18 protein-coding genes are annotated in these 19,766 nt (G+C 59.8%); 8 read left to right on the top strand and 10 right to left on the bottom strand.

Annotation, left to right across the window (positions count from 1 at the left end; genetic code table 11):
* The first annotated feature begins 1 nt into the window (after position 1).
* The 6 genes from Q0908_RS05530 to Q0908_RS05505 all read left to right on the top strand — a co-directional run bounded on the left by Q0908_RS05530 (position 2) and on the right by Q0908_RS05505 (position 4,804).
* A complete protein-coding gene (locus Q0908_RS05530; RefSeq protein ID WP_299281668.1) occupies positions 2 to 781 on the top strand; it encodes an NAD(P)-dependent oxidoreductase in 780 nt (259 codons plus the stop codon).
* Positions 778 to 1,395 carry a sugar transferase gene (locus Q0908_RS05525; RefSeq protein ID WP_299281666.1) on the top strand — a complete coding sequence of 206 codons (618 nt, stop codon included), beginning with the start codon at positions 778 to 780 and terminating at the stop codon, positions 1,393 to 1,395. Before Q0908_RS05530 ends, Q0908_RS05525 begins: the two co-directional genes overlap by 4 nt.
* A gap of 88 nt (positions 1,396 to 1,483) precedes the next feature.
* Entirely contained in the window at positions 1,484 to 3,382 is a 1,899-nt protein-coding gene (locus Q0908_RS05520) for a nucleoside-diphosphate sugar epimerase/dehydratase (protein ID WP_299281664.1), read from the top strand.
* A 214-nt stretch (positions 3,383 to 3,596) separates the two neighbouring features.
* Positions 3,597 to 4,046, top strand: coding sequence for a peptide-methionine (R)-S-oxide reductase MsrB (gene msrB / locus Q0908_RS05515; protein ID WP_299281663.1), 450 nt, complete (start codon positions 3,597 to 3,599; stop codon positions 4,044 to 4,046).
* Positions 4,043 to 4,549: a peptide-methionine (S)-S-oxide reductase MsrA gene (msrA, locus tag Q0908_RS05510; RefSeq protein ID WP_299281661.1), complete on the top strand. Its 507-nt coding sequence runs from the start codon at positions 4,043 to 4,045 to the stop codon at positions 4,547 to 4,549. Before msrB ends, msrA begins: the two co-directional genes overlap by 4 nt.
* Positions 4,550 to 4,630: 81 nt before the next feature.
* The gene (locus tag Q0908_RS05505; protein ID WP_299281660.1) at positions 4,631 to 4,804 is read left to right on the top strand and encodes a DUF1328 domain-containing protein; all 174 of its coding nucleotides are present in this window, start codon (positions 4,631 to 4,633) and stop codon (positions 4,802 to 4,804) included.
* Positions 4,805 to 4,853: 49 nt separating this feature from the next.
* Here Q0908_RS05505 and Q0908_RS05500 read toward each other — a convergent pair whose 3' ends face one another.
* The 5 genes from Q0908_RS05500 to Q0908_RS05480 all read right to left on the bottom strand — a co-directional run bounded on the left by Q0908_RS05500 (position 4,854) and on the right by Q0908_RS05480 (position 10,115).
* Complete coding sequence (locus Q0908_RS05500; RefSeq protein ID WP_299281659.1) at positions 4,854 to 6,851, bottom strand: hydantoinase/oxoprolinase family protein; 1,998 nt, start codon at positions 6,849 to 6,851, stop codon at positions 4,854 to 4,856.
* A 33-nt stretch (positions 6,852 to 6,884) separates the two neighbouring features.
* Positions 6,885 to 7,898 carry a tRNA epoxyqueuosine(34) reductase QueG gene (gene queG / locus Q0908_RS05495; RefSeq protein WP_299281657.1) on the bottom strand — a complete coding sequence of 338 codons (1,014 nt, stop codon included), beginning with the start codon at positions 7,896 to 7,898 and terminating at the stop codon, positions 6,885 to 6,887.
* Positions 7,899 to 7,979: 81 nt separating this feature from the next.
* On the bottom strand, positions 7,980 to 8,645 hold the full coding sequence (locus Q0908_RS05490) for a glutathione S-transferase family protein (protein WP_299281656.1): 666 nt from the start codon (positions 8,643 to 8,645) through the stop codon (positions 7,980 to 7,982).
* 57 nt (positions 8,646 to 8,702) lie between these two features.
* Positions 8,703 to 9,368, bottom strand: coding sequence for a monofunctional biosynthetic peptidoglycan transglycosylase (gene mtgA, locus Q0908_RS05485; RefSeq protein WP_299281654.1), 666 nt, complete (start codon positions 9,366 to 9,368; stop codon positions 8,703 to 8,705).
* A 96-nt stretch (positions 9,369 to 9,464) separates the two neighbouring features.
* Positions 9,465 to 10,115, bottom strand: a complete 651-nt coding sequence (locus tag Q0908_RS05480; RefSeq protein WP_299281653.1) for an SGNH/GDSL hydrolase family protein — start codon at positions 10,113 to 10,115, stop codon at positions 9,465 to 9,467.
* 160 nt (positions 10,116 to 10,275) lie between these two features.
* Here Q0908_RS05480 and Q0908_RS05475 point away from each other — a divergent pair, with 160 nt between their 5' ends.
* Positions 10,276 to 10,509 (top strand): hypothetical protein, encoded by a 234-nt coding sequence (locus Q0908_RS05475; RefSeq protein ID WP_299281651.1) that lies wholly within the window; start codon positions 10,276 to 10,278, stop codon positions 10,507 to 10,509.
* A gap of 4 nt (positions 10,510 to 10,513) precedes the next feature.
* Here Q0908_RS05475 and gltB read toward each other — a convergent pair whose 3' ends face one another.
* Genes gltB through Q0908_RS05455 form a run of 4 tightly spaced genes read right to left on the bottom strand, consistent with a single transcriptional unit; the run spans position 10,514 to position 17,674 of the window.
* On the bottom strand, positions 10,514 to 15,043 hold the full coding sequence (gene gltB, locus Q0908_RS05470; protein ID WP_299281650.1) for a glutamate synthase large subunit: 4,530 nt from the start codon (positions 15,041 to 15,043) through the stop codon (positions 10,514 to 10,516).
* Positions 15,040 to 15,747, bottom strand: a complete 708-nt coding sequence (locus Q0908_RS05465) for a hypothetical protein (RefSeq protein ID WP_299281648.1) — start codon at positions 15,745 to 15,747, stop codon at positions 15,040 to 15,042. The genes gltB and Q0908_RS05465 overlap by 4 nt, the downstream gene beginning before the upstream one ends.
* Entirely contained in the window at positions 15,744 to 16,181 is a 438-nt protein-coding gene (locus Q0908_RS05460; RefSeq protein WP_299281646.1) for a GFA family protein, read from the bottom strand. Before Q0908_RS05460 ends, Q0908_RS05465 begins: the two co-directional genes overlap by 4 nt.
* 56 nt (positions 16,182 to 16,237) lie before the next feature.
* Complete coding sequence (locus tag Q0908_RS05455) at positions 16,238 to 17,674, bottom strand: NAD(P)-dependent oxidoreductase (protein ID WP_299281644.1); 1,437 nt, start codon at positions 17,672 to 17,674, stop codon at positions 16,238 to 16,240.
* 218 nt (positions 17,675 to 17,892) lie between these two features.
* On the opposite strand from Q0908_RS05455, the gene Q0908_RS05450 reads away from it, so the two are divergent.
* Positions 17,893 to 18,696, top strand: coding sequence for an undecaprenyl-diphosphate phosphatase (locus tag Q0908_RS05450; protein WP_299281642.1), 804 nt, complete (start codon positions 17,893 to 17,895; stop codon positions 18,694 to 18,696).
* Here Q0908_RS05450 and Q0908_RS05445 read toward each other — a convergent pair.
* The gene (locus Q0908_RS05445) at positions 18,693 to 19,673 is read right to left on the bottom strand and encodes a complex I NDUFA9 subunit family protein (protein WP_299281641.1); all 981 of its coding nucleotides are present in this window, start codon (positions 19,671 to 19,673) and stop codon (positions 18,693 to 18,695) included. The genes Q0908_RS05450 and Q0908_RS05445 overlap by 4 nt on opposite strands.
* Positions 19,674 to 19,766: the final 93 nt, after the last annotated feature.

Below are 19,766 nucleotides of genomic sequence, written 5' to 3'. Positions count from 1 at the left end.
GATGCGGATTGTCATCCTGGGTGCCGACAGCAAGGTCGGGCGCTTTCTGCGCCCCCGCTGGACGGGCTCTGCCATGTGGGCGACGCGACACGACGTTGATATCACGGACACACCCACGCTTTGCGCCACATTGCATGGCGCGGATGCGGTGTTGAACCTTGCCGGTGTGACCCACCGCAGCGATGTGCCTCAGACGCTGAACGCCGATCTGGCGCACCGCGTTCTGGACGCCGCGCAAACCGCAGGTGCGGGCCGCGTGTTTCTGATGTCGACAGCAGCCGTTTACGGCGATCAGACCGGCCCCCTGACCGAAGACAGACAACCCGCGCCGCTTACCCCCTACGGACATGGCAAACACGCAATGGAGCAGGTCGCAGTCGCACACACCCACCCGTGTACCATCATGCGGGTCGGGAACCTTGCGGGGGCGGATGCCATTCTGGGCGGGTGGAGGCCGGGCTTTACCCTCGATACGTTCGCGGATGGCAGCACGCCAAGGCGCAGCTACATCGGGCCAACCGCGCTGGCCCGCAGTCTGGGTGCCCTCGTGCATCTGCGTGATGCGCCGCGTGTTGTGAACGTCGCCGCACCGGGTGCGGTATTGATGGGGGCGTTGCTTGACGCGGCCGGGCTTGAATGGGTTGCACGACCCGCACCAAGCACAGCCATCGCAGACGTGACGCTGGATACGACATTGCTGTGCACCCTCACCTCTTTCGCGGTCTCCGACCGCACCGCGCAGGGCATTGTTGCGGATTGGCGCGAAGGGCCAGACATATGACGTGGCGCAAACGGCTTTTTGATCTATTCTTTGCCAGCCTGCTGGTCGTGATCCTTGGGCCGGTCATATTGTGTCTGATGTGGGTGATCTGGCGCAAACAAGGCAGGCCTTTATTTTACGTCGCCGAACGGATGAAAACCCCTACGCAAAGCTTTGGGCTGTGGAAATTCCGCACCATGAGCGTCATCGACACGGATAAAGACAAAGGCGTGTCCGGCGGTGACAAGGCAGATCGGATTACCCCGCTTGGGGCCAAACTCCGCGCCAGACGCCTGGACGAGTTTCCACAGCTTTGGAACATTCTGCGCGGCGATCTCAGCTTTGTCGGGCCGCGCCCACCGTTGCGCGAATATGTTGAGCGGTTTCCAGAAACCTACGCGGCCGTCTTGCAGTCGCGCCCCGGTGTCACGGGTTTGGCCAGCGTGGTCATGCATGGCCACGAAGACAAGCTGCTCGCGCGGTGCAAAACGTCAGAGGAAACGGACGCGCTCTATGCCCGGATTTGTGTGCCGCGCAAGGCTCGATTGGACATGATCTATCAGCGGGATCAAAGCACGTGCTACGATTTCAGTATTGTTTTTCAAACGATTGCATTTGTGTTTCGGCGTCGATGACGCGCCGTGCGGCTTTGTAAACGAATTGCTTACGCCTTTGCCCTAACGATCAAGGCACGTGAAACATTTGTCAGGCTGAAAGGGCGCAATGCTGTCGGGGCTCACATCACTGCCGCGTTTGCACAAGCGCAGCATTTTGGCGGGGTTTGATGCGGCGCTTGTGCCGGTGGTCATGCTGTTTGCGATGGGGCTGACATCGGCGACCGGGTATGACGTGAGGCGCCTGATCGTTGTACTGCCCTACCTGCTGATCGCGGCAGGCGCGGTGTCGTTCTGGCTGAACGTGTCCTGTGGCACGCTTGGCGACGATTTTGCGGACACGGTGGCGCGCACCGCGATCTTTGCAGCCTTGTTGATGGTCGCGTCGATGGCGCTAAGTGCGGTCAGTCGCGATGCACTTGCGCTCAACACCCAGATTACATTCGGCATCGCACTCTTTGTGGCGTCGATCCTCAGCCGGGTGATCTTGCTGCAGATCGTGCTGTGGCTTTATCGGCGCAATGAAACCCGCTGCCGGGTTTTGATCTACGGGGCGGGCGCGACGGGCATGCAACTGGCGTCGGCGCTGCGCAATCACAAGGTCATCGAAGCCGTTGCATTTGTGGACGACAATCAGGCGCTGCATGGGTTGCGCGTTTTGCGGATGCCGGTGCACAGCCCGGTGCACATTGCCGACCTTGCCGCAGACAAGCAAATTGACCGGGTCCTCTTGGCGATCCCCTCACAAAGCCATCCCAAACAGATGCAGATCGCCCGGCGCTTGCAGGACATGGGCCTTGAGGTACAAACGCTGCCCTCGTTCTCGCAACTGATCGGGGAAGAGGCGCTGGTGGAAAAACTCAAGCCGCTCAACCCACGCCGTTTTCTTGGGCGCGACGAGGTCACAGGCGTGGATCGGGGGACGTTTGAGGGGGCACAGGCCTATGCAGGGCGCACCGTCTTGATCACGGGCGCTGGTGGCTCCATCGGGTCCGAGTTGTGCCGTCAGGTGTTGGAATGCCAGCCGGCCAAACTTGTCCTATTCGATCACAGTGAGCTGACTTTGTACCAGATCCATCGGGAACTTGACCCAGTGGTGCGGGACAGCAAAATCGAATTGGTTCCGATACTCGGCTGCGTCACGAAACCGGTGGATATTGCCCGCGCTTTGGAGCGGCATAATGTGCAGGTCGTGCTGCATGCCGCCGCCTACAAACACGTCCCGCTGGTTGAAGAAAACCCATCGTCGGGCATGTCCAACAACGCGTTGGGCACGCACACTCTGGCCTCGCTTGCGGCCAAGGCGGGGGTTGAGCGGTTTATCCTGATCTCGTCCGACAAGGCGGTGCGACCAACAAATGTCATGGGCGCGTCCAAGCGGCTGGCCGAACTGATCGTGCAGGATCACGCGCACCGGATCACCACGCCGCGCGGCCAAATCTTTTCAACGGTTCGGTTTGGCAATGTTCTGGGATCATCCGGGTCGGTCGTTCCGTTGTATCAAGAGCAACTTCGGCGCGGTGGCCCCTTGACCCTGACACACCCCGACGTGGCGCGGTATTTCATGACGGTGCAAGAGGCTGTGCATCTTGTTCTGCGCGCCGGATCAATGGCACAAGGTGGCGAAGTGTTTGTGTTGGATATGGGCAAGCCTGTGCGGATCGAACATCTGGCCCGCCAGGTCATCGAGAGCGCGGGACTCACGGTGCGCGACGCACAGAACCCCGAAGGTGATATAGCGATTGAAGTCACCGGCCTGCGACCGGGCGAGAAACTGACCGAGGAGCTGACACTCAACACAGCGCTGGTCCCGACACCTCACAAAAAGATATTCTTTACCTTCGAACAGCATCTCAGTGAGATCGAGGTCGCATCCGCGATGCGATCCCTGCGCGTTGCGCTTGCAAATGGTGACGACTCCGCAATTCGCACCATCGCAGCGAGGTGGGTCGAGGGGTATGGCACACAAGACCCGGCCCCATGTGCCACAGCCATACCAGCATCTTAGAAAGCTGACGAAGGCATCTGCCAGCATCTACGTTGCATTGGCTCGACAGCGGCCGACGGCGCGTGGCCTGTTTGCCGGACCTCGTTGAAACCGACCATGCGGTGCATAATACTTGTCTGCACCTTTGTTTTGACCAAACGACACCTAAATATGGGGAGACCCCGCGTGCGGACCTATCCGCGCCGCAGGGCAACGCACCAGATCGGAACAGACCATGACCAAATTTTTTAAAGACCCCGATGTGATCGCAACCCTGTCACCCGAGGAATTCCACGTCACACAGGAAAGTGGGACCGAACGGCCCGGCACAGGAAAACTGCTGAACAATAAGGAACCCGGCATTTATGTCGATATCGTATCGGGCGAGCCGCTGTTTGCGTCGTCCGACAAATACGAATCCGGCTGTGGTTGGCCATCCTTCACCAAACCGATTGAACCCGCCCATGTTGAAGAGTTGCGGGATGCCAGCCTTGGCATGATCCGCACCGAGGTCCGCAGCAAACATGGGGACAGCCACCTCGGGCATGTCTTTCCCGATGGCCCACGTGACCGGGGCGGCCTGCGGTATTGCATCAACTCGGCCTCACTGCGGTTTGTACATCGCGATGACATGGAGGCGGAAGGCTACGGGGACTATATCGAACAATTGGAGGATGTCGCATGAGCGAGCAACGGGCAGTTCTGGCCGGTGGGTGTTTTTGGGGGATGCAGGATCTGATCCGCAAGAAGCCCGGCATCATATCCACCCGCGTCGGCTATACGGGGGGGGATGTGCCCAATGCGACCTATCGCAACCATGGCACCCATGCCGAAGGGATCGAGATCGTCTTTGACCCGGCCATCATCTCCTATCGCGACATCCTGGAGTTCTTCTTTCAAATCCACGATCCAACCACGCTGAACCGGCAGGGAAATGATCGTGGGCTCAGCTATCGCTCGGCCATTTATTATGTGGATGACGCTCAAAAGGCGGTGGCCGAAGACACAATTGCGGACGTCGATGCGTCTGGCATATGGCCCGGAAAAGTCGTGACCGAGCTTGAACCCGTGGGCCCTTTTTGGGAAGCGGAACCAGAGCATCAAGACTATCTTGAGCGTATTCCTCACGGGTACACATGTCACTTTGTCAGACCCGATTGGGTGCTGCCCAAACGCGCCGCAGAATAGGGGCGGCCAAGACACGTGGAACCATTTCCACCGTTTCGTGTTTGTTATCCAGAACATGATAAACATGGAAAGGATGAACAAATGCTTGGTTGGGCAATTACATTTCTTGTGGTCGCGGTTATTGCGGCACTTCTTGGGTTCGGCGGAATCGCTGGCACATCGGCAGGTATCGCGCAGATCCTGTTTGTGGTCTTTTTGATACTGTTCGTGGTGGCTATGGTCGCCCGCGCAGTGCGGGGTCGTCCCCCGGTCTAACGACCACATCAATAAGACCAGGAAATGGCGGGCCATGTGCCCGCCTTTCTTACGTCTGGGACCGCGCCACACGCGGTCGACCCGTCGCTTCAACGGTCAGGGTCGCCTCTACGAAAACCTCCCGCGCTTCTGTCTTGGCCGTGCGGATGTCGCGGTCGACCCAGACTTCGATCTCCGCGGCACCCGCTGCCTCCGCCGCTTCACACGCTTGCGCGCGCAACACGCTTTCGAGCCGCGCAAGGGCGGCGTCAGAGGCGGCAAAATCTACTGGCCCACCCTCGAGATGCACTCGAAACAGACCATCGCTTGGGGCGGTCACAGAGCCGCTCCGCCGTACGACGACACGCCCAACGACCGCACCAATCGCGTTGGCAACACCTGCGTCTGCTGGCAAAATCATGTCCGTACCCATCAGCACCCCAACGCGAGGATAGTAGGTTGCGGCGGAGGCCCCCAGGCCGACGACAGGCACGTTCAGACCGGTCGCGATCCTGACTGCGCCGGCGTGCCCGTTCAGTCCCTTTTGCATCAGAATGTGGTGGGCTAGACCTTCGTCCATCCCGTCCTGCGCCAACGCGACCTCAAGCAACGCGATGGCTGTCTGGTCCCTCAATTGATCCACGATGCGCTGCGCCAGGACGATTGGGTCATAGGCTAAAACATCGCCAGACCCGGTGCGTCGCCGTCCGAACAACTGACAGGCAAGATGGGCTGCATTTGCATTCCAAGCCGTCAATTCGCCTAAAACATGACACGCATCGGATGGCGTCAGTGCGGCAACCTGAACCAAACCACGCGCCACCAAACGCTTGAGCGCGCCCATCTCCATGCGGGTGCGCAATACGGCCGCCAGTGGATGCACCCCCGTACCGATCCGGTCCAAGAGGGCGGCGTCACGCTCAGCCAATCCATCCATGCCAACGCCCGCCACCGCGCGCACGAAACGGCCATCATGTTCGCCCGGCGTGGTCGCGCGCACCTGCGCCTCAAGTGCAGGCAACACAACATCGGGGGCTTCGTGCGCGAGCAATGAAACCGGAACCACCCGGCGCGGCCCCAATGAAACACCGCCCACCAAACCCTCGCTGAGAAAATGCACTTCGCTGTCGCCGCCCAGACCGGTGGTGCGCATCGCGACAGCCTCAACCATCGTCCGATAAGGGCCAACCCGCGCGCCGTCAGGGTCAATCTCGGGTCGTCCATCGCGCAACATGGCAACATCTGTGGTCGTCCCGCCAATGTCACTGACCAACGCATGATCGGCCCCCGTCAACCACCGCGCACCAACGATGGAGGCGGCCGGCCCGCTCAAGATGGTCTCAATTGGTCGCGCGCGTGCCTGCGCAGAAGACATCAGTGCACCATCACCGCGCACCACCATCATCGGCGCCTCGATCCCGATGACGCGCAATTCTTCCTCTGCCCGCCCGATAAGCGCATCAATCATGCCAATCAGGCGCGCATTCAAAACGGCCGTCAACGCCCGTTTTGGACCACCCAGCTTAGCTGACAATTGGTGCGATGCGGATACGGGCCGACCCGTCACCTCGTGCACCAGTTCCATTGCGCGCAGTTCATGGGCGGGGTTGCGGGTGGCGAATTGGGATGCCACCGCAAAGCCGCTGACCTTTGATTTATGTGTCTCTAGAAAGGCCAATAGGGCGATTTCATCCAATGGCACCGCTTCTGTGCCATCATGCCGGTGCCCCCCCTTCAAGAGGCAGACAGGGTCACCTTTCAACGCATCAGCCAGACCTTGGGCTTCCAGATCCTGCGCCCGGAACCCGACATAGATCAGCGCCACCCGTCCGCCTTGCCCCTCGACCAGCGCATTGGTGGCCAAGGTCGTGGACAAGGACGCCATGCCAACGGCACCAGGCGCGATTCCGGCCTCGTTAAGGACTGAACGCACGGCCGCGCCTACGCCTACGGCAAGGTCGTGGCGCGTCGTCAACGCCTTGGCGCGCGCCAAAACCTCGGTTTCATCGCGCATCAACACCGCATCGGTATAGGTGCCGCCCGTATCGACGCCCAAGATCACCGCCATTCCCGTCCCCTTTTTTGGCAATGAATAGTGCGCCTATTTGCGACCAGTCGCGCTCAATTGCGTCACGGCCCATCGTGCTGCGTCCGCAACCGCTTCATCCGGATCCTCGCACAGGCCCTGCGCGACAGCTGCCAATTTCATGTCATTGGAATTTCCGATTGCATACAAGACATTGCGAACAAAACGATTGCGCCCGATGCGTTTGATCGGCGACCCCGAGAACCGTGCTCGAAACGCGGCGTCATCCAGAGCGGCCAATTCTGCCAAAGGCGGCGCACCGACCGCTCCGTGATAGCGCATATCGCTGGCCGCAACCGCAAACTTGTTCCAAGGGCAGACCGCCAGACAATCATCGCATCCGTAAATCCGGTTGCCCAGTAACGAGCGCAGGGCAACGTCGACTGGTCCCTTATGTTCGATCGTCAGGTAAGAGATGCACCGGCGTGCGTCCAATTGATAAGGCGCGGGAAACGCGTCGGTGGGGCACACATCAAGGCAGGCTCGGCACGACCCGCAGTGGTCCACCTCGGGCGGGTCTACATCCAAGTCGAGTGTGGTAAAAACAGACCCTAAAAAGGCCCAATTGCCCCAATCTCTACTCACGAGGTTGGTATGTTTGCCCTGCCAGCCCAGACCAGCGGCTTGCCCGAGCGCCTTTTCCGGCACAGGGGCAGTATCGACGAAAACCTTTACCTTGCCCCCCGCCTCTTCAATCATCCAGCGGGCCAGCCGCTTGAGCCGCTTCTTGACGATGTCATGATAATCGCGCCCCTGTGCGTAGACTGACACAGCACCTCGCGCGGGGTGTTCCAGCACCGCCAGCGGATCATGTTCGGGTGCATAGCTTTCGGCCAGCATCAAGATCGACCGCGCCTCAGGCCAGAGCGCAGACGGATCGGACCGCCACTGCATCCGGTCCGCCATCCATCCCATCTGACCGTGGCGCCCCTGTGCGATAAATGCGGCGAGGCGATCCGCCACCTCGGGCACAGCGTTGGGGCGGCACACGCGCGCCATCACAAACCCTTCGTCAAGGGCACGCTCCACGATCCGCTCTTTCAGGGTCTGTGTTCGCTTTTCCAAAAAAACCCCGGGGTCTGGGGCAGCGCCCCTGTCGGACGCCGGCCTCTAGAAGTCCAGATCGTTATAGTGTTTTGGCGGCGGGAAGCCGGGCACCTGATCGGCCAGAATGGACCGGAATGCAGGGCGCGACTTGATCTTGGCATACCAGTCCTTGACCACATCCGACCGGTTCCAATCCACGTCGGAAATGTAGTCGAGCGATGACAGATGCGCCGCCGCCGCGAAGTCCGCCAGGGTCATCACATCACCCGCCAGCCAGCGCCGATGGTCGAGCAGCCATTGCATGTAATCGAGGTGATACTTGATCGCCTTTGCCCCGTCTTTGACATTGCGGCTGTCGGGAAAGCCCTGGCCCATCACCTTTTTGTTGACCCGCTCGTATAGTAGCTTTGAGGTGACTTCGTTATGGAATTTGTCATCGAACCACCCGATCAGGCGGCGCACTTCCAGCTTGCCCGCCGCATCGGACGGCATCAGGGACGGCTCGGGCCGTGTCTCTTCTATATACTCGCAAATCGCGGCACTCTCAGACATCATCAGCCCGTCAAGGCGCAGCACCGGCACTTTGGCCGCAGGATTTCGGCGCAGGAAGTCCGGGTCCGCCTCCCAATAGCGTTCCTCGACAAGCTCGACCTCAATCTTCTTCTCGGCGAGGCTCAGGCGCACCTTGCGGCAGAACGGAGAGAGCGGAACGTGAAACAGGCGGGCCATAAATAATCCGAAGTCAGGCAGTAGGTCAGGCATGCATGCACGGCGCGGGCCGGATTTTCAACTCTGGAAACACGCATTACGCCCATCCGCGCGGATCGTGGCCGCACCATCGAGGATGGATGCCGCCCGCTTGCGGACATAAGATGAGGGGTTGCTGGCCGAGCGGCCCTTGGGATTGGGCAGGATCGCAGCCAACCGCGCGGCCTGCACATTGCTGAGCGCTTCGGGCCCTACGCCGAAGTAATGGCGCGCGGCGGCCTCGACCCCAAACACGCCTTCGTCAAACTCCGCTACGTTCAGGTACACTTCGAGAATACGTCGCTTGGACCATATCGCTTCGACCAAAGGGGTCATTGCGGCTTCCATCACTTTGCGAACCCACGACCGCCCATGCCACAGATACACATTCTTGACGACCTGCTGGCTGATGGTCGATGCCCCCCGGCTGCTGCCCTCGTCAATGGCAGCGCGGATCGCGACAATATCCAAACCCCAATGCAGGCAAAAGTTCGCATCCTCTGCCGCCACCACCGCCCGGGCCATGATCGGAGCGATTTCCTGAATAGCGACCCATTCATGATCCACGCCGTTCAGGCGACGTGATTCCTGCATCATGTAAAGCGTCGTGGGTGGGTTCAGCACCGACCACAACACGGTCCCCGCCACGGCGATCAAAAACACCACACTGAACACCCGCACAGCCCATCGGGTCAGCCACCACATGGGCCGAAATCGGCGCTTTGCCTTACTCTTTTTGGTGCGGGTTTTGCGAGGTTTTGCCATGCACCAAGCTATAGGCAGCGCCGCACGATGTGTGAACTAGTCCGATACCGATTGGGCGAGATATGTGCCAATTCTGCGCGCCCCCTCGGGAGAGGGATGGATCCCATCAAAGGCAAAGAGGTCGCGCAGATCCGGATCAACCGCCGCTTCACTATCCAGAAACGTCAATCGCGGGGTGGCTGCCGCAAACCGAGCCAGCCGCGCGTCATATTCCACCAAATAGGGTCTGCATCCTGTGAATTGCCCCGACCGGCTGCTCGCGTAATATCCCATCCAGATCACATCGACCTCGCGCGCCAGCACCTCGGCCAGAAAGGCCGGCACCTCACCTGTCAGCTCTGCGGTGATCAAGCCATCCAGCACCGACGTGCAGTCGTTGCAGGAACAATCAGTCAGAAAATCATTCGCCCCGCCGTTGATCAGAACGACATCCCAAGGCCCATCCCGAAACTGTGCGCGCACATCAAAACCGACGGCCCGGCCCAAGGTCGACGTGTTGGAAAACCGCGCGCCGGCAACCGCATCATTTTCGACCTCGCCACCCAAGGCCGTCCCAAAGACAGATGGGATGTCGCGCCCCGTCCACTTGTGCCAGGCCAGAATGCTGTCACCAATGGCCAACACACGAGGAGGGTCAGCCAGCGCTATGGTCGGCCAGATGCAAAGAATGAAAAGGATGTACCGCATGCGCGAACAGATAAGGCGATGCGGTGGCGATGCCAGCCTGCAATCATTCATTCACCATCTTTTCAGAAAACTCGACTTAAAAACAGAGCGTTAATTGCTAACGCAAAACAAAGATCTCGGCTAGCCTTGGGTCATTCGCAACCGCTTTTGGAGTCAGGAGATGATCGACCCAACAACCAGCGCGCAGCCCGGCGCCATCGCCCCACAGTTTCGCGCATTGAACACGACAGATGCGGCCCTTGTGTGGCTGCTCAAATGGTCCGGCGATGCTGATCATGTGATCGCGCACAAGCTGGGCACGATGCCCACCCGCGTCGCTGACATTTTGGCTGAAAACACCCATGTCGGCAGTCGGGATCGGGCCACCAAGATGGCAGCCCGACCCGACAAGTAAACCGTCACTCGGCCGGGATCGCACCCGCTTCGTGGCTGAGTGGGGCAGGCAAATGCACCAGCATTTCCTTCGGGCACACTTGCAGAAAATTCTGCTGCTCCGTGTCCCAATGCTGAAGGATATCGGCAGTTTTGACACTGCCGGTTTCACGCAGATGCCGCTCCAGCAGTTCTTCAAGCTGGCTCATCCAGTGATTGACCGTCACCGGGCAGGTCACAAGCGTTTCCATGTTCATCAACGCTTCGGCCTTGCCATCGGGGTCATAAAGATACGCCATGCCGCCCGTCATGCCGGCACCGAAATTCGCGCCGATCTCGCCCAAGATCACGGCGACGCCGCCGGTCATGTATTCGCACCCGTTCGATCCGCAGCCTTCGATCACCACATGCGCCCCGCTGTTGCGCACGGCAAAGCGTTCACCCGCACGCCCGGCCGCAAACAGGAACCCGTCCGTCGCACCATAAAGCACCGTGTTTCCGATGATGGTGTTTTCCGAGGCAACGATGGGCGACGACATGGGCGGGCGCACGACGATGGTGCCGCCCGACAACCCCTTGCCCACGTAGTCGTTGGCATCGCCCGATACTTCCAGTTTCAACCCCGGTGCCGCAAATGCCCCCAGTGATTGCCCCGCCGACCCGGTCAGCTTGACGGTCAGGTGATCGGGTTGCAGTGTATTGCGCATCCCGAACTGGCGCACGATGTGGCTCGACGTGCGCGTGCCGACTGTCCGATGCGTATTCTGCACCGCGTAAGACAGTTGCATCTTTTCACCGTCCTGCAGGAACCGCGCCGCATCGCGCACGATCTGCGCATCAAGCGTGTCGGGCACGGCGTTCCGCTCCTTGTCGCGGTTATAGACGATGTCCGCCGCGCCATCGACGGTGATCAGCATCGGGTTGAGATCAAGGTCATCGAGGTGCGCGGACCCGCGCGAGACCTGCGCCAGAAGATCGGCGCGCCCGATAACGTCATCCATGCTGCGCGCCCCGATCGAGGCCAGCAGCTCACGCACTTCCTGGGCATAGAACGTGATCAGATTCACGACCTTGTCCGCATTGCCGGTGAACTTATCGCGCAACGCTTCGTCCTGAGTACACACACCCACCGGGCAGGTGTTGGACTGGCACTGGCGCACCATGATGCAACCCATTGCGATCAGCGCGGCGGTGCCGATGCCGTATTCCTCGGCCCCCAGCATCGCGGCCATTACGATATCACGCCCCGTGCGTAACCCGCCATCGGTGCGCAGGGTGACGCGACCGCGCAGGTTGTTCATGGACAGCACCTGATGCGCTTCGGTCAAACCCATTTCCCAAGGCAGACCTGCATATTTGATCGAGGTCGCGGGCGAAGCCCCCGTGCCGCCATTGTGCCCGGAGATCAGGATCACATCCGCCTTGGCCTTGGCCACACCCGCTGCAATCGTGCCTACGCCTGAGGATGCCACCAATTTGACCGTCACCTTGCAGCGCGGGTTGATCTGCTTGAGGTCATAGATCAGCTGCGCCAAGTCCTCGATGGAATAGATGTCGTGGTGCGGCGGCGGCGAGATCAGTGTGACACCCTTGGTCGAGTGGCGCAAACGGGCAATCAGGTCGGTGACCTTCATCCCCGGCAGCTGCCCACCTTCGCCCGGCTTGGCACCTTGGGCGACCTTGATCTCGAGCTCTTCACACTGGTTCAGGTATTCGGCGGTGACACCGAACCGGCCCGACGCCACCTGTTTGATCTTGGCGGATGGGTTGTCGCCGTTGGGTTCGGGGTGGAAGTGTGCGGGGTCCTCGCCGCCCTCGCCGCTGTCGGACTTCGCGCCGATCCGGTTCATCGCCACGTTCAGTGTCTTGTGCGCCTCGGGCGACAACGCGCCAAGCGACATGCCCGGCGTCACAAAGCGTTTACGGATCGACGTGATGCTCTCGACTTCGTCCAGGGGAACGGGTTTCCCCAAGGGCTTAATATCCATCAAGTCCCGCAAATGAATCGGTGGGCCCGACCGCATCTTGGCCGAATACTGCTTCCACATCTCGTAGGACGCTTTGTTGCAGGCGGTCTGCATCATGTGCATCGAGGTCGCTTCCCACGCATGCGTCTCACCCGACTTGCGCGCTTTGTAGAATCCGCCGATGGGCAGCACGTTGGTGCCGCCCCAGCCCATCGCGTGCACCTCTTCGGCCTTGGTCTGGATGCCAGTGACGCCGATGCCGCTGATGCGGCTGGTCATGCCGGGGAAGTATTCCGCACACATCGCGCGGCTGAGGCCAACAGCCTCGAAATTCAGCCCCCCGCGATAGGACGACACGACCGAAATCCCCATCTTGGCCATGATCTTGAGCAGCCCCTGGTCGATGGCATTGCGATAGCGCGCAACGGCTTCAGTCAGCGTCCCGTCGATCAGACCGCGATCAATGCGGTCTGCCAGAGAATCCTCGGCCAGATAGGCATTCACGACCGTGGCACCGCAGCCGATCAAAACGGCAAAGTAATGCGGATCGATACACTCCGCCGAGCGGACGTTGAGCGAGCAGAACGTGCGCAACCCCTTGCGGGTCAAATGGCCGTGCACTGCCGAGGTCGCGAGGATCATCGGCATCGCAATCTTGTCGGCGTTTGAGTGCTGGTCCGTCAGCACGATATGACCCGAGCCCGAGCGCACGGCATCCTCTGCTTCGGCTCTGATACGGGCCAAACCGGCGCTCAACGCGCCCCGTCCTGCCTCAAACGTACAGTCAATTTCGACCAGATCGGCGTTGAAGTGCGTCGTGATGTCGGCCCAATGCGCGTTGCCCACGAAGGGACTGTCGAGCGTGATGATCTCGGTCTGGCTGCTGCTTTCATCCAGCACGTTCTTGAGGTTGCCGAACCGGGTCTTGAGGCTCATCACCCGGAACTCGCGCAAGCTGTCGATGGGCGGGTTTGTGACCTGAGAAAAGTTTTGGCGGAAAAAGTGTGACAAGGGCCGATACTTCTTGGACAAAACCGCCGAGGGGGTATCGTCGCCCATCGAGGCGAGCGCCTCTTTGCCATCCTCGGCCATTGGGGCGAGGATACTTTCCAGCTCTTCGATGGTATAGCCAGCCGCGATCTGACGGCGGCGCAATTCATCGCCCTCAAACAGGGCGGTTTCGGTCACGCCCGATAGTTCGGATTCAAGGTCCTTGATCTTGCCCACCCAGTCGCCGAAGGGCTGGCTGGCGGCCAGTTGATCCTTGATCTCGGTGTCGTGGTAAAGTTTGCCCTCTTGCATATCGACGGCCAGAATCTGGCCGGGGCCAAGCGCGCCCTTTTCGATCACATTGGCTTCGTTCAGCGGGACCATGCCGGTCTCAGACCCGGCAATCACCATCCCGTCGCGCGTCACGACATAGCGCATCGGGCGCAGCCCGTTCCGATCAAGTCCGGCACAGACCCAACGCCCATCGGTCATCGCGAGCGCGGCGGGGCCGTCCCACGGCTCCATCACCGAGTTGCAATAGGAATACATATCGCGCCACGCCTGTGGCAGTTCGACCGCTTGCTTCGACCACGACTCGGGCACCAGCATCGTCTTCGCCATCGGCGCATTCCGCCCCGCACGCACCAACACCTCGAACACCGCATCCAACGCGGCAGAGTCAGATGACCCATTGGCAACGATGGGTTTGATATCTTCAGCCATCTCACCGAACGCACCCGAGGCCATCCGGATCTCGTGGCTTTTCATCCAGTTGAGGTTGCCCTTGAGCGTGTTGATCTCACCGTTATGGGCCAACATGCGGAAGGGCTGGGCCAACCACCACTGAGGGAAAGTGTTGGTGGAATAGCGCTGGTGATAGATCGCAAAGGCACTTTCGAACCGTTCGTCCATCAGGTCGGGATAGAATTCGGCAACCTGCTCGGCCAGCATCATACCCTTGTAGATGATCGATCGGCACGACAGCGACGCGATATAAAGGGCAGGCACCTGAGCCGCCAATGCCGCCTTTTCGATACGACGACGGATCACGTACAGTTCACGCTCAAATGTTTCCTCATCCACACCTTTGGAGTTGGAAATCAGGATTTGCTCGATCTCGGGACGGGTCGCGTTGGCCTTTTCACCAAGGCAGGCGATTTTGACCGGCACATGCCGCCAGCCGTAGATGTAATAGCCCATGCGCAGAACTTCGGTTTCCACGATTGTGCGACAGGTTTCCTGCGCGCCAAAGTCGGTGCGGGGCAGGAAGACCTGACCCACCGCAATCAGTTGTTCGCGGTTAGGCGTGTGGCCTGTCCGCTCGATCTGATCATAGAAGAATTCACACGGGATCTGGACGTGGATGCCCGCGCCGTCGCCCGTCTTGCCGTCCGCATCAACAGCGCCCCGGTGCCAGATCGCCTTCAGGGCCTTGATCCCGTTTTCAACCACCGCCCGGCTTTTAGAACCATCCACCGACACAACAAGGCCGACACCACAAGACGAATGCTCTTCGGCTTTGGAATAGAGACCATTTTCGGCCATGAACGTGCGCTTGGCTTCCTCGCGGGCCACCCAGTTAGCGTCATATTTGGTCATTGGTCAGATCCTTTCACGTTCGGGCGATAGCTGGCCAATGAGGCCTCGCAATCATAAAGAGGGGTCTTGGAAAAAAATCCCGGCTCGCCGGGGTAGATGAAGTCGACAGGGGTGCGGTCCCACTCGATCGTGTCCCCGTCGCGGGTCCACTTTTGGGTCACCAGACCGGACACAAACCGGCGGTGTTTGACCGATACGAACTCGGCCCCCGACACCTCCAGATATGTGCCGCTGGTATCTTCGTACCGGGCCGAAAATTCAGTGCCCAGCAGCGGTTCGCCGTCAATCACCACGTCATTACCGCTAAGCCTGTCGAAGCCGACGACGCGCACAACACCAGTCTCGCTGCGCTGCACAAAGTCATAGGCGTCGGTGCCGGTGCTGAGCAACTCGCTCAGGCTGGCGGGATCAGGCGCGGGTTGTTGCAAGACTTCGCGGCGGATCGGGAATAACTCATAGCTTTCGAGCCATTGCGTTTCCGCGTCAATCTTGGACAGGAAGTTAGGCCCGTCAGCGTTGAACTGAATGCGCCAGCTTTCGCCCGGTTGATCCGCCGCACAAGTATAGATGTGAGACACCATACAACTGCGCGACTGCACGGTCAGCGTGCCGGTGCAGCCCGCCGGGGGATAGTACAGATCGCCGTCCTGCGCCGTAGCGGCCAAAGGTACGATGCCCAATATGATGTAGATCAGGCGCATCATGTCGGCTTGATGTCCGGGTTCAGCACCGCCACATCCGCGCGGGTCAGTCGTTTGTGATCGCCATGCGCATAGGCAAAGCTGTCCGGCATCTCATCCACGAAAATCTCGTGGGTGAGGGTAAAGCCGTTTGGATCGTCAAACAGACCCAACGCCAAATCGGTGCCCCCAAACCACTCCCCAGGCTTGGTCTGGCGGAAATAGAGGGCCGTGCCGCATTCCCGGCACCACGCGCGCTCGGCCCAGGCGCTCGTTTTACGGGTCGCGATATGCTCGGCACCGTACCATGTCAGATCATCGGTCTTGACCGAGACCTCAAGCAGGGCCGACCCCGTCCACCGGCGACATGACGGACAATGGCAGATGCCGTAGGTCGACGGCACGTTGCGCGCATCAAAGCGCACTGCGCGGCACAGGCATCCTCCGGACTTGTCCATCTCACTTCTCCGTTTTTGTCAGTATAACTGACGTTTTACTACGGTAATCTGGCGGCTTATTCAGCCGCGATGGCGGCTGCACCGAACTGCTCAAGGATCGCCTCGGCGCAGTCGCGCCCGTCCTTGATGGCCCACACAACCAGCGATGCGCCGCGCACGATGTCGCCCACCGCGTAGACGCCAGGCATGGCCGTCTTGCCTGTCGTGAACTCGGCCTTGACCGTACCCCAACGGGTCACCTCAAGCTCTGGCTGGTCCCACAGGGTTGGCAATTCTTCGGGTTCGAAGCCAAGCGCCTTGATCACCAGATCGGCCTCTTCGACGTAATCCGCACCCTCGATCACCTCAGGGGCTTGGCGACCAGTTGCGTCGGGGGCACCCAGACGCATTTTCTGGACCATGACACCCGACACATAATCGCCATCGGTGGTGAACCCTTTGGGCGCGCTCAGCCATTCGAAGACTACGCCTTCTTCTTCGGCGTTTTGCACTTCGCGTTGACTGCCGGGCATGTTGGCGCGGTCCCGACGATAAAGACACTTCACCGAAGTGGCACCCTGCCGGATTGACGTGCGCACGCAGTCCATCGCTGTGTCGCCCCCACCAATCACGACGACGCGCTTGCCCTTGGCGTTCATGCGGCCTGACTCGAAATCGTCTACCGCGTCGCCAAAGCTCTTGCGATTGCTGACAGTAAGGAAATCAATAGCGCGCTCGACACCTGCGGCTTCGGCGTTCGGCATGGAAAGCTCACGGCTTTTGTACACACCGGTCGCAACGATGACGGCGTCGTGGGCGGCGTGAATATCCGCAAACGAGATGTCTTCACCAACGGCGCAGTTCAGCTTGAACGTCACGCCGCCCTTCTCAAGCTGTTCATTGCGCCGCATCACGACGTCCTTTTCCAGCTTGAAACCCGGGATGCCGTAGGTCAGCAAACCACCAGCACGATCATGACGGTCATAAACGGTGACTTGCACCCCTGCGCGGCGCAGAACATCAGCCGCTGCCAGCCCACCCGGCCCCGCACCGATTATCCCGACGCTCTCGGCACGTTCCGTGCTTGGTGCGATGGACATCACCCAACCTTTTTCCCACGCTGTGTCGGTGATGTATTTTTCGACCGAGCCGATGGTGACGGTGCCATGGCCCGAGGATTCGATGACGCAGTTGCCTTCGCACAGGCGATCCTGCGGGCAAATCCGGCCACAGATTTCAGGGAACGTGTTGGTCGCCTGGCTCACCTCATAGGCTTCGCGCAGACGGCCTTCTGCGGTCAGGCGCAGCCAGTCGGGGATGTTGTTGTGCAGCGGGCAGTGGGACTGACAGTAGGGCACACCGCATTGCGAACACCGGCTCGATTGTTCTTTGGCTTTGGCGTCAGCGTATTCGGCGTAGATCTCGTTGAAGTCTTCACGGCGCACTTCGGCTTCACGCTTTTCAGGCATGTCGCGTTCGATCTTAACAAATTTCAGCATCGGTTGCTCAGCCATAGTCCGCTCCTGCCAGTCAAAGGTCGTGCGCGGGGAGTAAATCAAACTTGGGTGGAATAAAAGTCAGCATTGCTGACATACCACAAACATTTTTTGCCGATTTTACTCAGCGATCGCTACTCATTCATGATTATTAGGTCCGAATCGGATTCATTTGCGCGTTTGCGTCCAGAATCAGAGACTTGTACCAAAGGTATAACACAAAGGTGCCCGACCCCATGACTCTGTTTCAACTCTTGATTGTGGCTATCATCCAAGGCGTGACCGAGTTCCTCCCGGTTTCATCTTCTGGCCACCTCATCTTGTTGCCTGCGTTGACGGGTACACCAGATCAAGGGCTGGCCATTGACGTTGCGGTGCATGTCGGCACTTTGCTGGCCGTCATCCTCTATTTCCGCCAGGACGTCTGGATCGCGACGATCGGCCTGACCCGGCTGATCAAGGGGCGGATCGATACGCCCGGTGCCTTCCTCGCGCTGTGCCTGATCATTGCGACGATACCGGCGGTCTTGGTTGGCCTTGTCATCAAACTGACAGGTCTGGATGAGACGATGCGGTCGGTAGCTGTGATCGGCTGGACCATGCTGATCTTTGGCGTCGTGCTTTATTGGGCGGACCGAACCGGCGGCACAACCCGCACCGCAGAGCGTTGGACGTTGAAGGACGCAGCCCTCATGGGTCTGGCCCAATGCCTTGCGCTGATCCCCGGTACTTCGCGGTCAGGCATCACGATCACGGCCGCACGACGCTTGGGATACGCACGTGAAGACGCGGCAAAACTGGCGATGCTGATGTCGATCCCGGTGATCATCGCGTCGGGTGCCGTGCTGAGCCTCGACATCATCGGGGACGCGAACTGGGCGTTGATGCGCGATGCGTCTGTCGCGGCGGCCTTTGCATTTGTCGCCGCACTTTTGGCGCTGACCCTTATGATGCGTCTATTGCGCAGCGTCAGCTTCACACCTTACGTGATCTACCGGATCGCCTTGGGGGTGAGCCTGTTGATCTGGGCCTACACCTAGGCCTTCAGGTTCTTGGCACTTTCCTTGATCGCGTCGTATTGACCTGACGGGCGGAAACGCCACAGATAGTCTGGCAACACGGTTTCAAGGGCCACAGGTTCAATGCCCAGCGCGGCAAACCCCATCGCATCCTCCGCGACGACATTGTCATTGCGCAGGTTGCGCACCTGATCGCGCGTGATCTGGGCCGGTACCAATCCGAGAGACAGCGTGTTGGCCATATCAAAGCCAAAACCCATCAAGGCAGCCATCGGGAACGGGATGTTCACCACCATGCGGCGACGGCGAATGACGTCCAGCATTGTGGCCATCAACGACCGGAAATCGCGCACGTCCGGTCCGCCAAGCTCGTAAATCCCCGGGGTCACGTCAGTGGTCAACGCCAGCTCAGCCGCCTTGGCCACATCATCGACATAGACCGGTTGAAACAGCGTATCGGCCCCAACGACGGGCAGCACAGGACCTAGCCGGGTCATGGATGCGAAGCGATTGAAAAACTCATCCTCGGCCCCAAACACAATTGAGGGCCGCAGGATCACGGCGTCCGGCATATGCTCCAGAACCGCCTGTTCGCCCAGACCCTTGGTGCGGGCATAGTCACTTTCGCTGTCCACATCCGCGCCGATGGCCGAGATTTGTACCATCTTTGACACGCCCTGTGCCGCAGCAATGCGCGCGATGCGGCCAGCACCTTCGGACTGCACAGCTTCAAAAGTGTTCTTGCCGTTTGCCGCGAGAATACCGACACAATTTACAACTGCGTCCGCGCCCGCCATCACCTGCCCGACAGAGGTGTCGTCGCGGATGTTGCACAAGACCGGCTCGACCTGACCGACAACGCCGTAGGGTTTGACAAAGATCGCCTCGTTCGGGCGACGCACAGCAACACGCACGCGCCAACCGGCTTTGGCCATGCGGCGTGCGATATACCGACCGACAAACCCGGACCCGCCATAAATAGTGACCAGCTTGGACATAACGCGCTCCTCGCACACAAATTTGGTCCATATCTACGCCCCGCCCCATGCACAGACAAGACGCCAAATTGGCACGGGGGCGCTGTTCTTTGT

Source organism: uncultured Tateyamaria sp. (genome assembly GCF_947494755.1).
Lineage (GTDB): Bacteria > Pseudomonadota > Alphaproteobacteria > Rhodobacterales > Rhodobacteraceae > Tateyamaria.
Note: the sequence above shows the minus strand (reverse complement) of the source record. Positions and strands in the feature narration are given on the sequence as shown.

What these genes read in the sequence shown, in the direction of transcription:
- mtgA (WP_299281654.1), bottom strand. Translation starts at nt 9,368, where the DNA reads ATGTGGTGGCTGACCCGATGGGCTGTGCGGGTGTTCAGTGTGGTGTTT.
- Q0908_RS05505 (WP_299281660.1), top strand. Translation starts at nt 4,631, where the DNA reads ATGCTTGGTTGGGCAATTACATTTCTTGTGGTCGCGGTTATTGCGGCA.
- Q0908_RS05525 (WP_299281666.1), top strand. Translation starts at nt 778, where the DNA reads ATGACGTGGCGCAAACGGCTTTTTGATCTATTCTTTGCCAGCCTGCTG.
- Q0908_RS05475 (WP_299281651.1), top strand. Translation starts at nt 10,276, where the DNA reads ATGATCGACCCAACAACCAGCGCGCAGCCCGGCGCCATCGCCCCACAG.
- Q0908_RS05460 (WP_299281646.1), bottom strand. Translation starts at nt 16,181, where the DNA reads ATGGACAAGTCCGGAGGATGCCTGTGCCGCGCAGTGCGCTTTGATGCG.
- Q0908_RS05480 (WP_299281653.1), bottom strand. Translation starts at nt 10,115, where the DNA reads ATGCGGTACATCCTTTTCATTCTTTGCATCTGGCCGACCATAGCGCTG.
- Q0908_RS05500 (WP_299281659.1), bottom strand. Translation starts at nt 6,851, where the DNA reads ATGGCGGTGATCTTGGGCGTCGATACGGGCGGCACCTATACCGATGCG.
- Q0908_RS05445 (WP_299281641.1), bottom strand. Translation starts at nt 19,673, where the DNA reads ATGTCCAAGCTGGTCACTATTTATGGCGGGTCCGGGTTTGTCGGTCGG.
- Q0908_RS05465 (WP_299281648.1), bottom strand. Translation starts at nt 15,747, where the DNA reads ATGATGCGCCTGATCTACATCATATTGGGCATCGTACCTTTGGCCGCT.
- msrA (WP_299281661.1), top strand. Translation starts at nt 4,043, where the DNA reads ATGAGCGAGCAACGGGCAGTTCTGGCCGGTGGGTGTTTTTGGGGGATG.
- Q0908_RS05455 (WP_299281644.1), bottom strand. Translation starts at nt 17,674, where the DNA reads ATGGCTGAGCAACCGATGCTGAAATTTGTTAAGATCGAACGCGACATG.
- Q0908_RS05450 (WP_299281642.1), top strand. Translation starts at nt 17,893, where the DNA reads ATGACTCTGTTTCAACTCTTGATTGTGGCTATCATCCAAGGCGTGACC.
- Q0908_RS05490 (WP_299281656.1), bottom strand. Translation starts at nt 8,645, where the DNA reads ATGGCCCGCCTGTTTCACGTTCCGCTCTCTCCGTTCTGCCGCAAGGTG.
- msrB (WP_299281663.1), top strand. Translation starts at nt 3,597, where the DNA reads ATGACCAAATTTTTTAAAGACCCCGATGTGATCGCAACCCTGTCACCC.
- Q0908_RS05520 (WP_299281664.1), top strand. Translation starts at nt 1,484, where the DNA reads ATGCTGTCGGGGCTCACATCACTGCCGCGTTTGCACAAGCGCAGCATT.
- Q0908_RS05530 (WP_299281668.1), top strand. Translation starts at nt 2, where the DNA reads ATGCGGATTGTCATCCTGGGTGCCGACAGCAAGGTCGGGCGCTTTCTG.
- gltB (WP_299281650.1), bottom strand. Translation starts at nt 15,043, where the DNA reads ATGACCAAATATGACGCTAACTGGGTGGCCCGCGAGGAAGCCAAGCGC.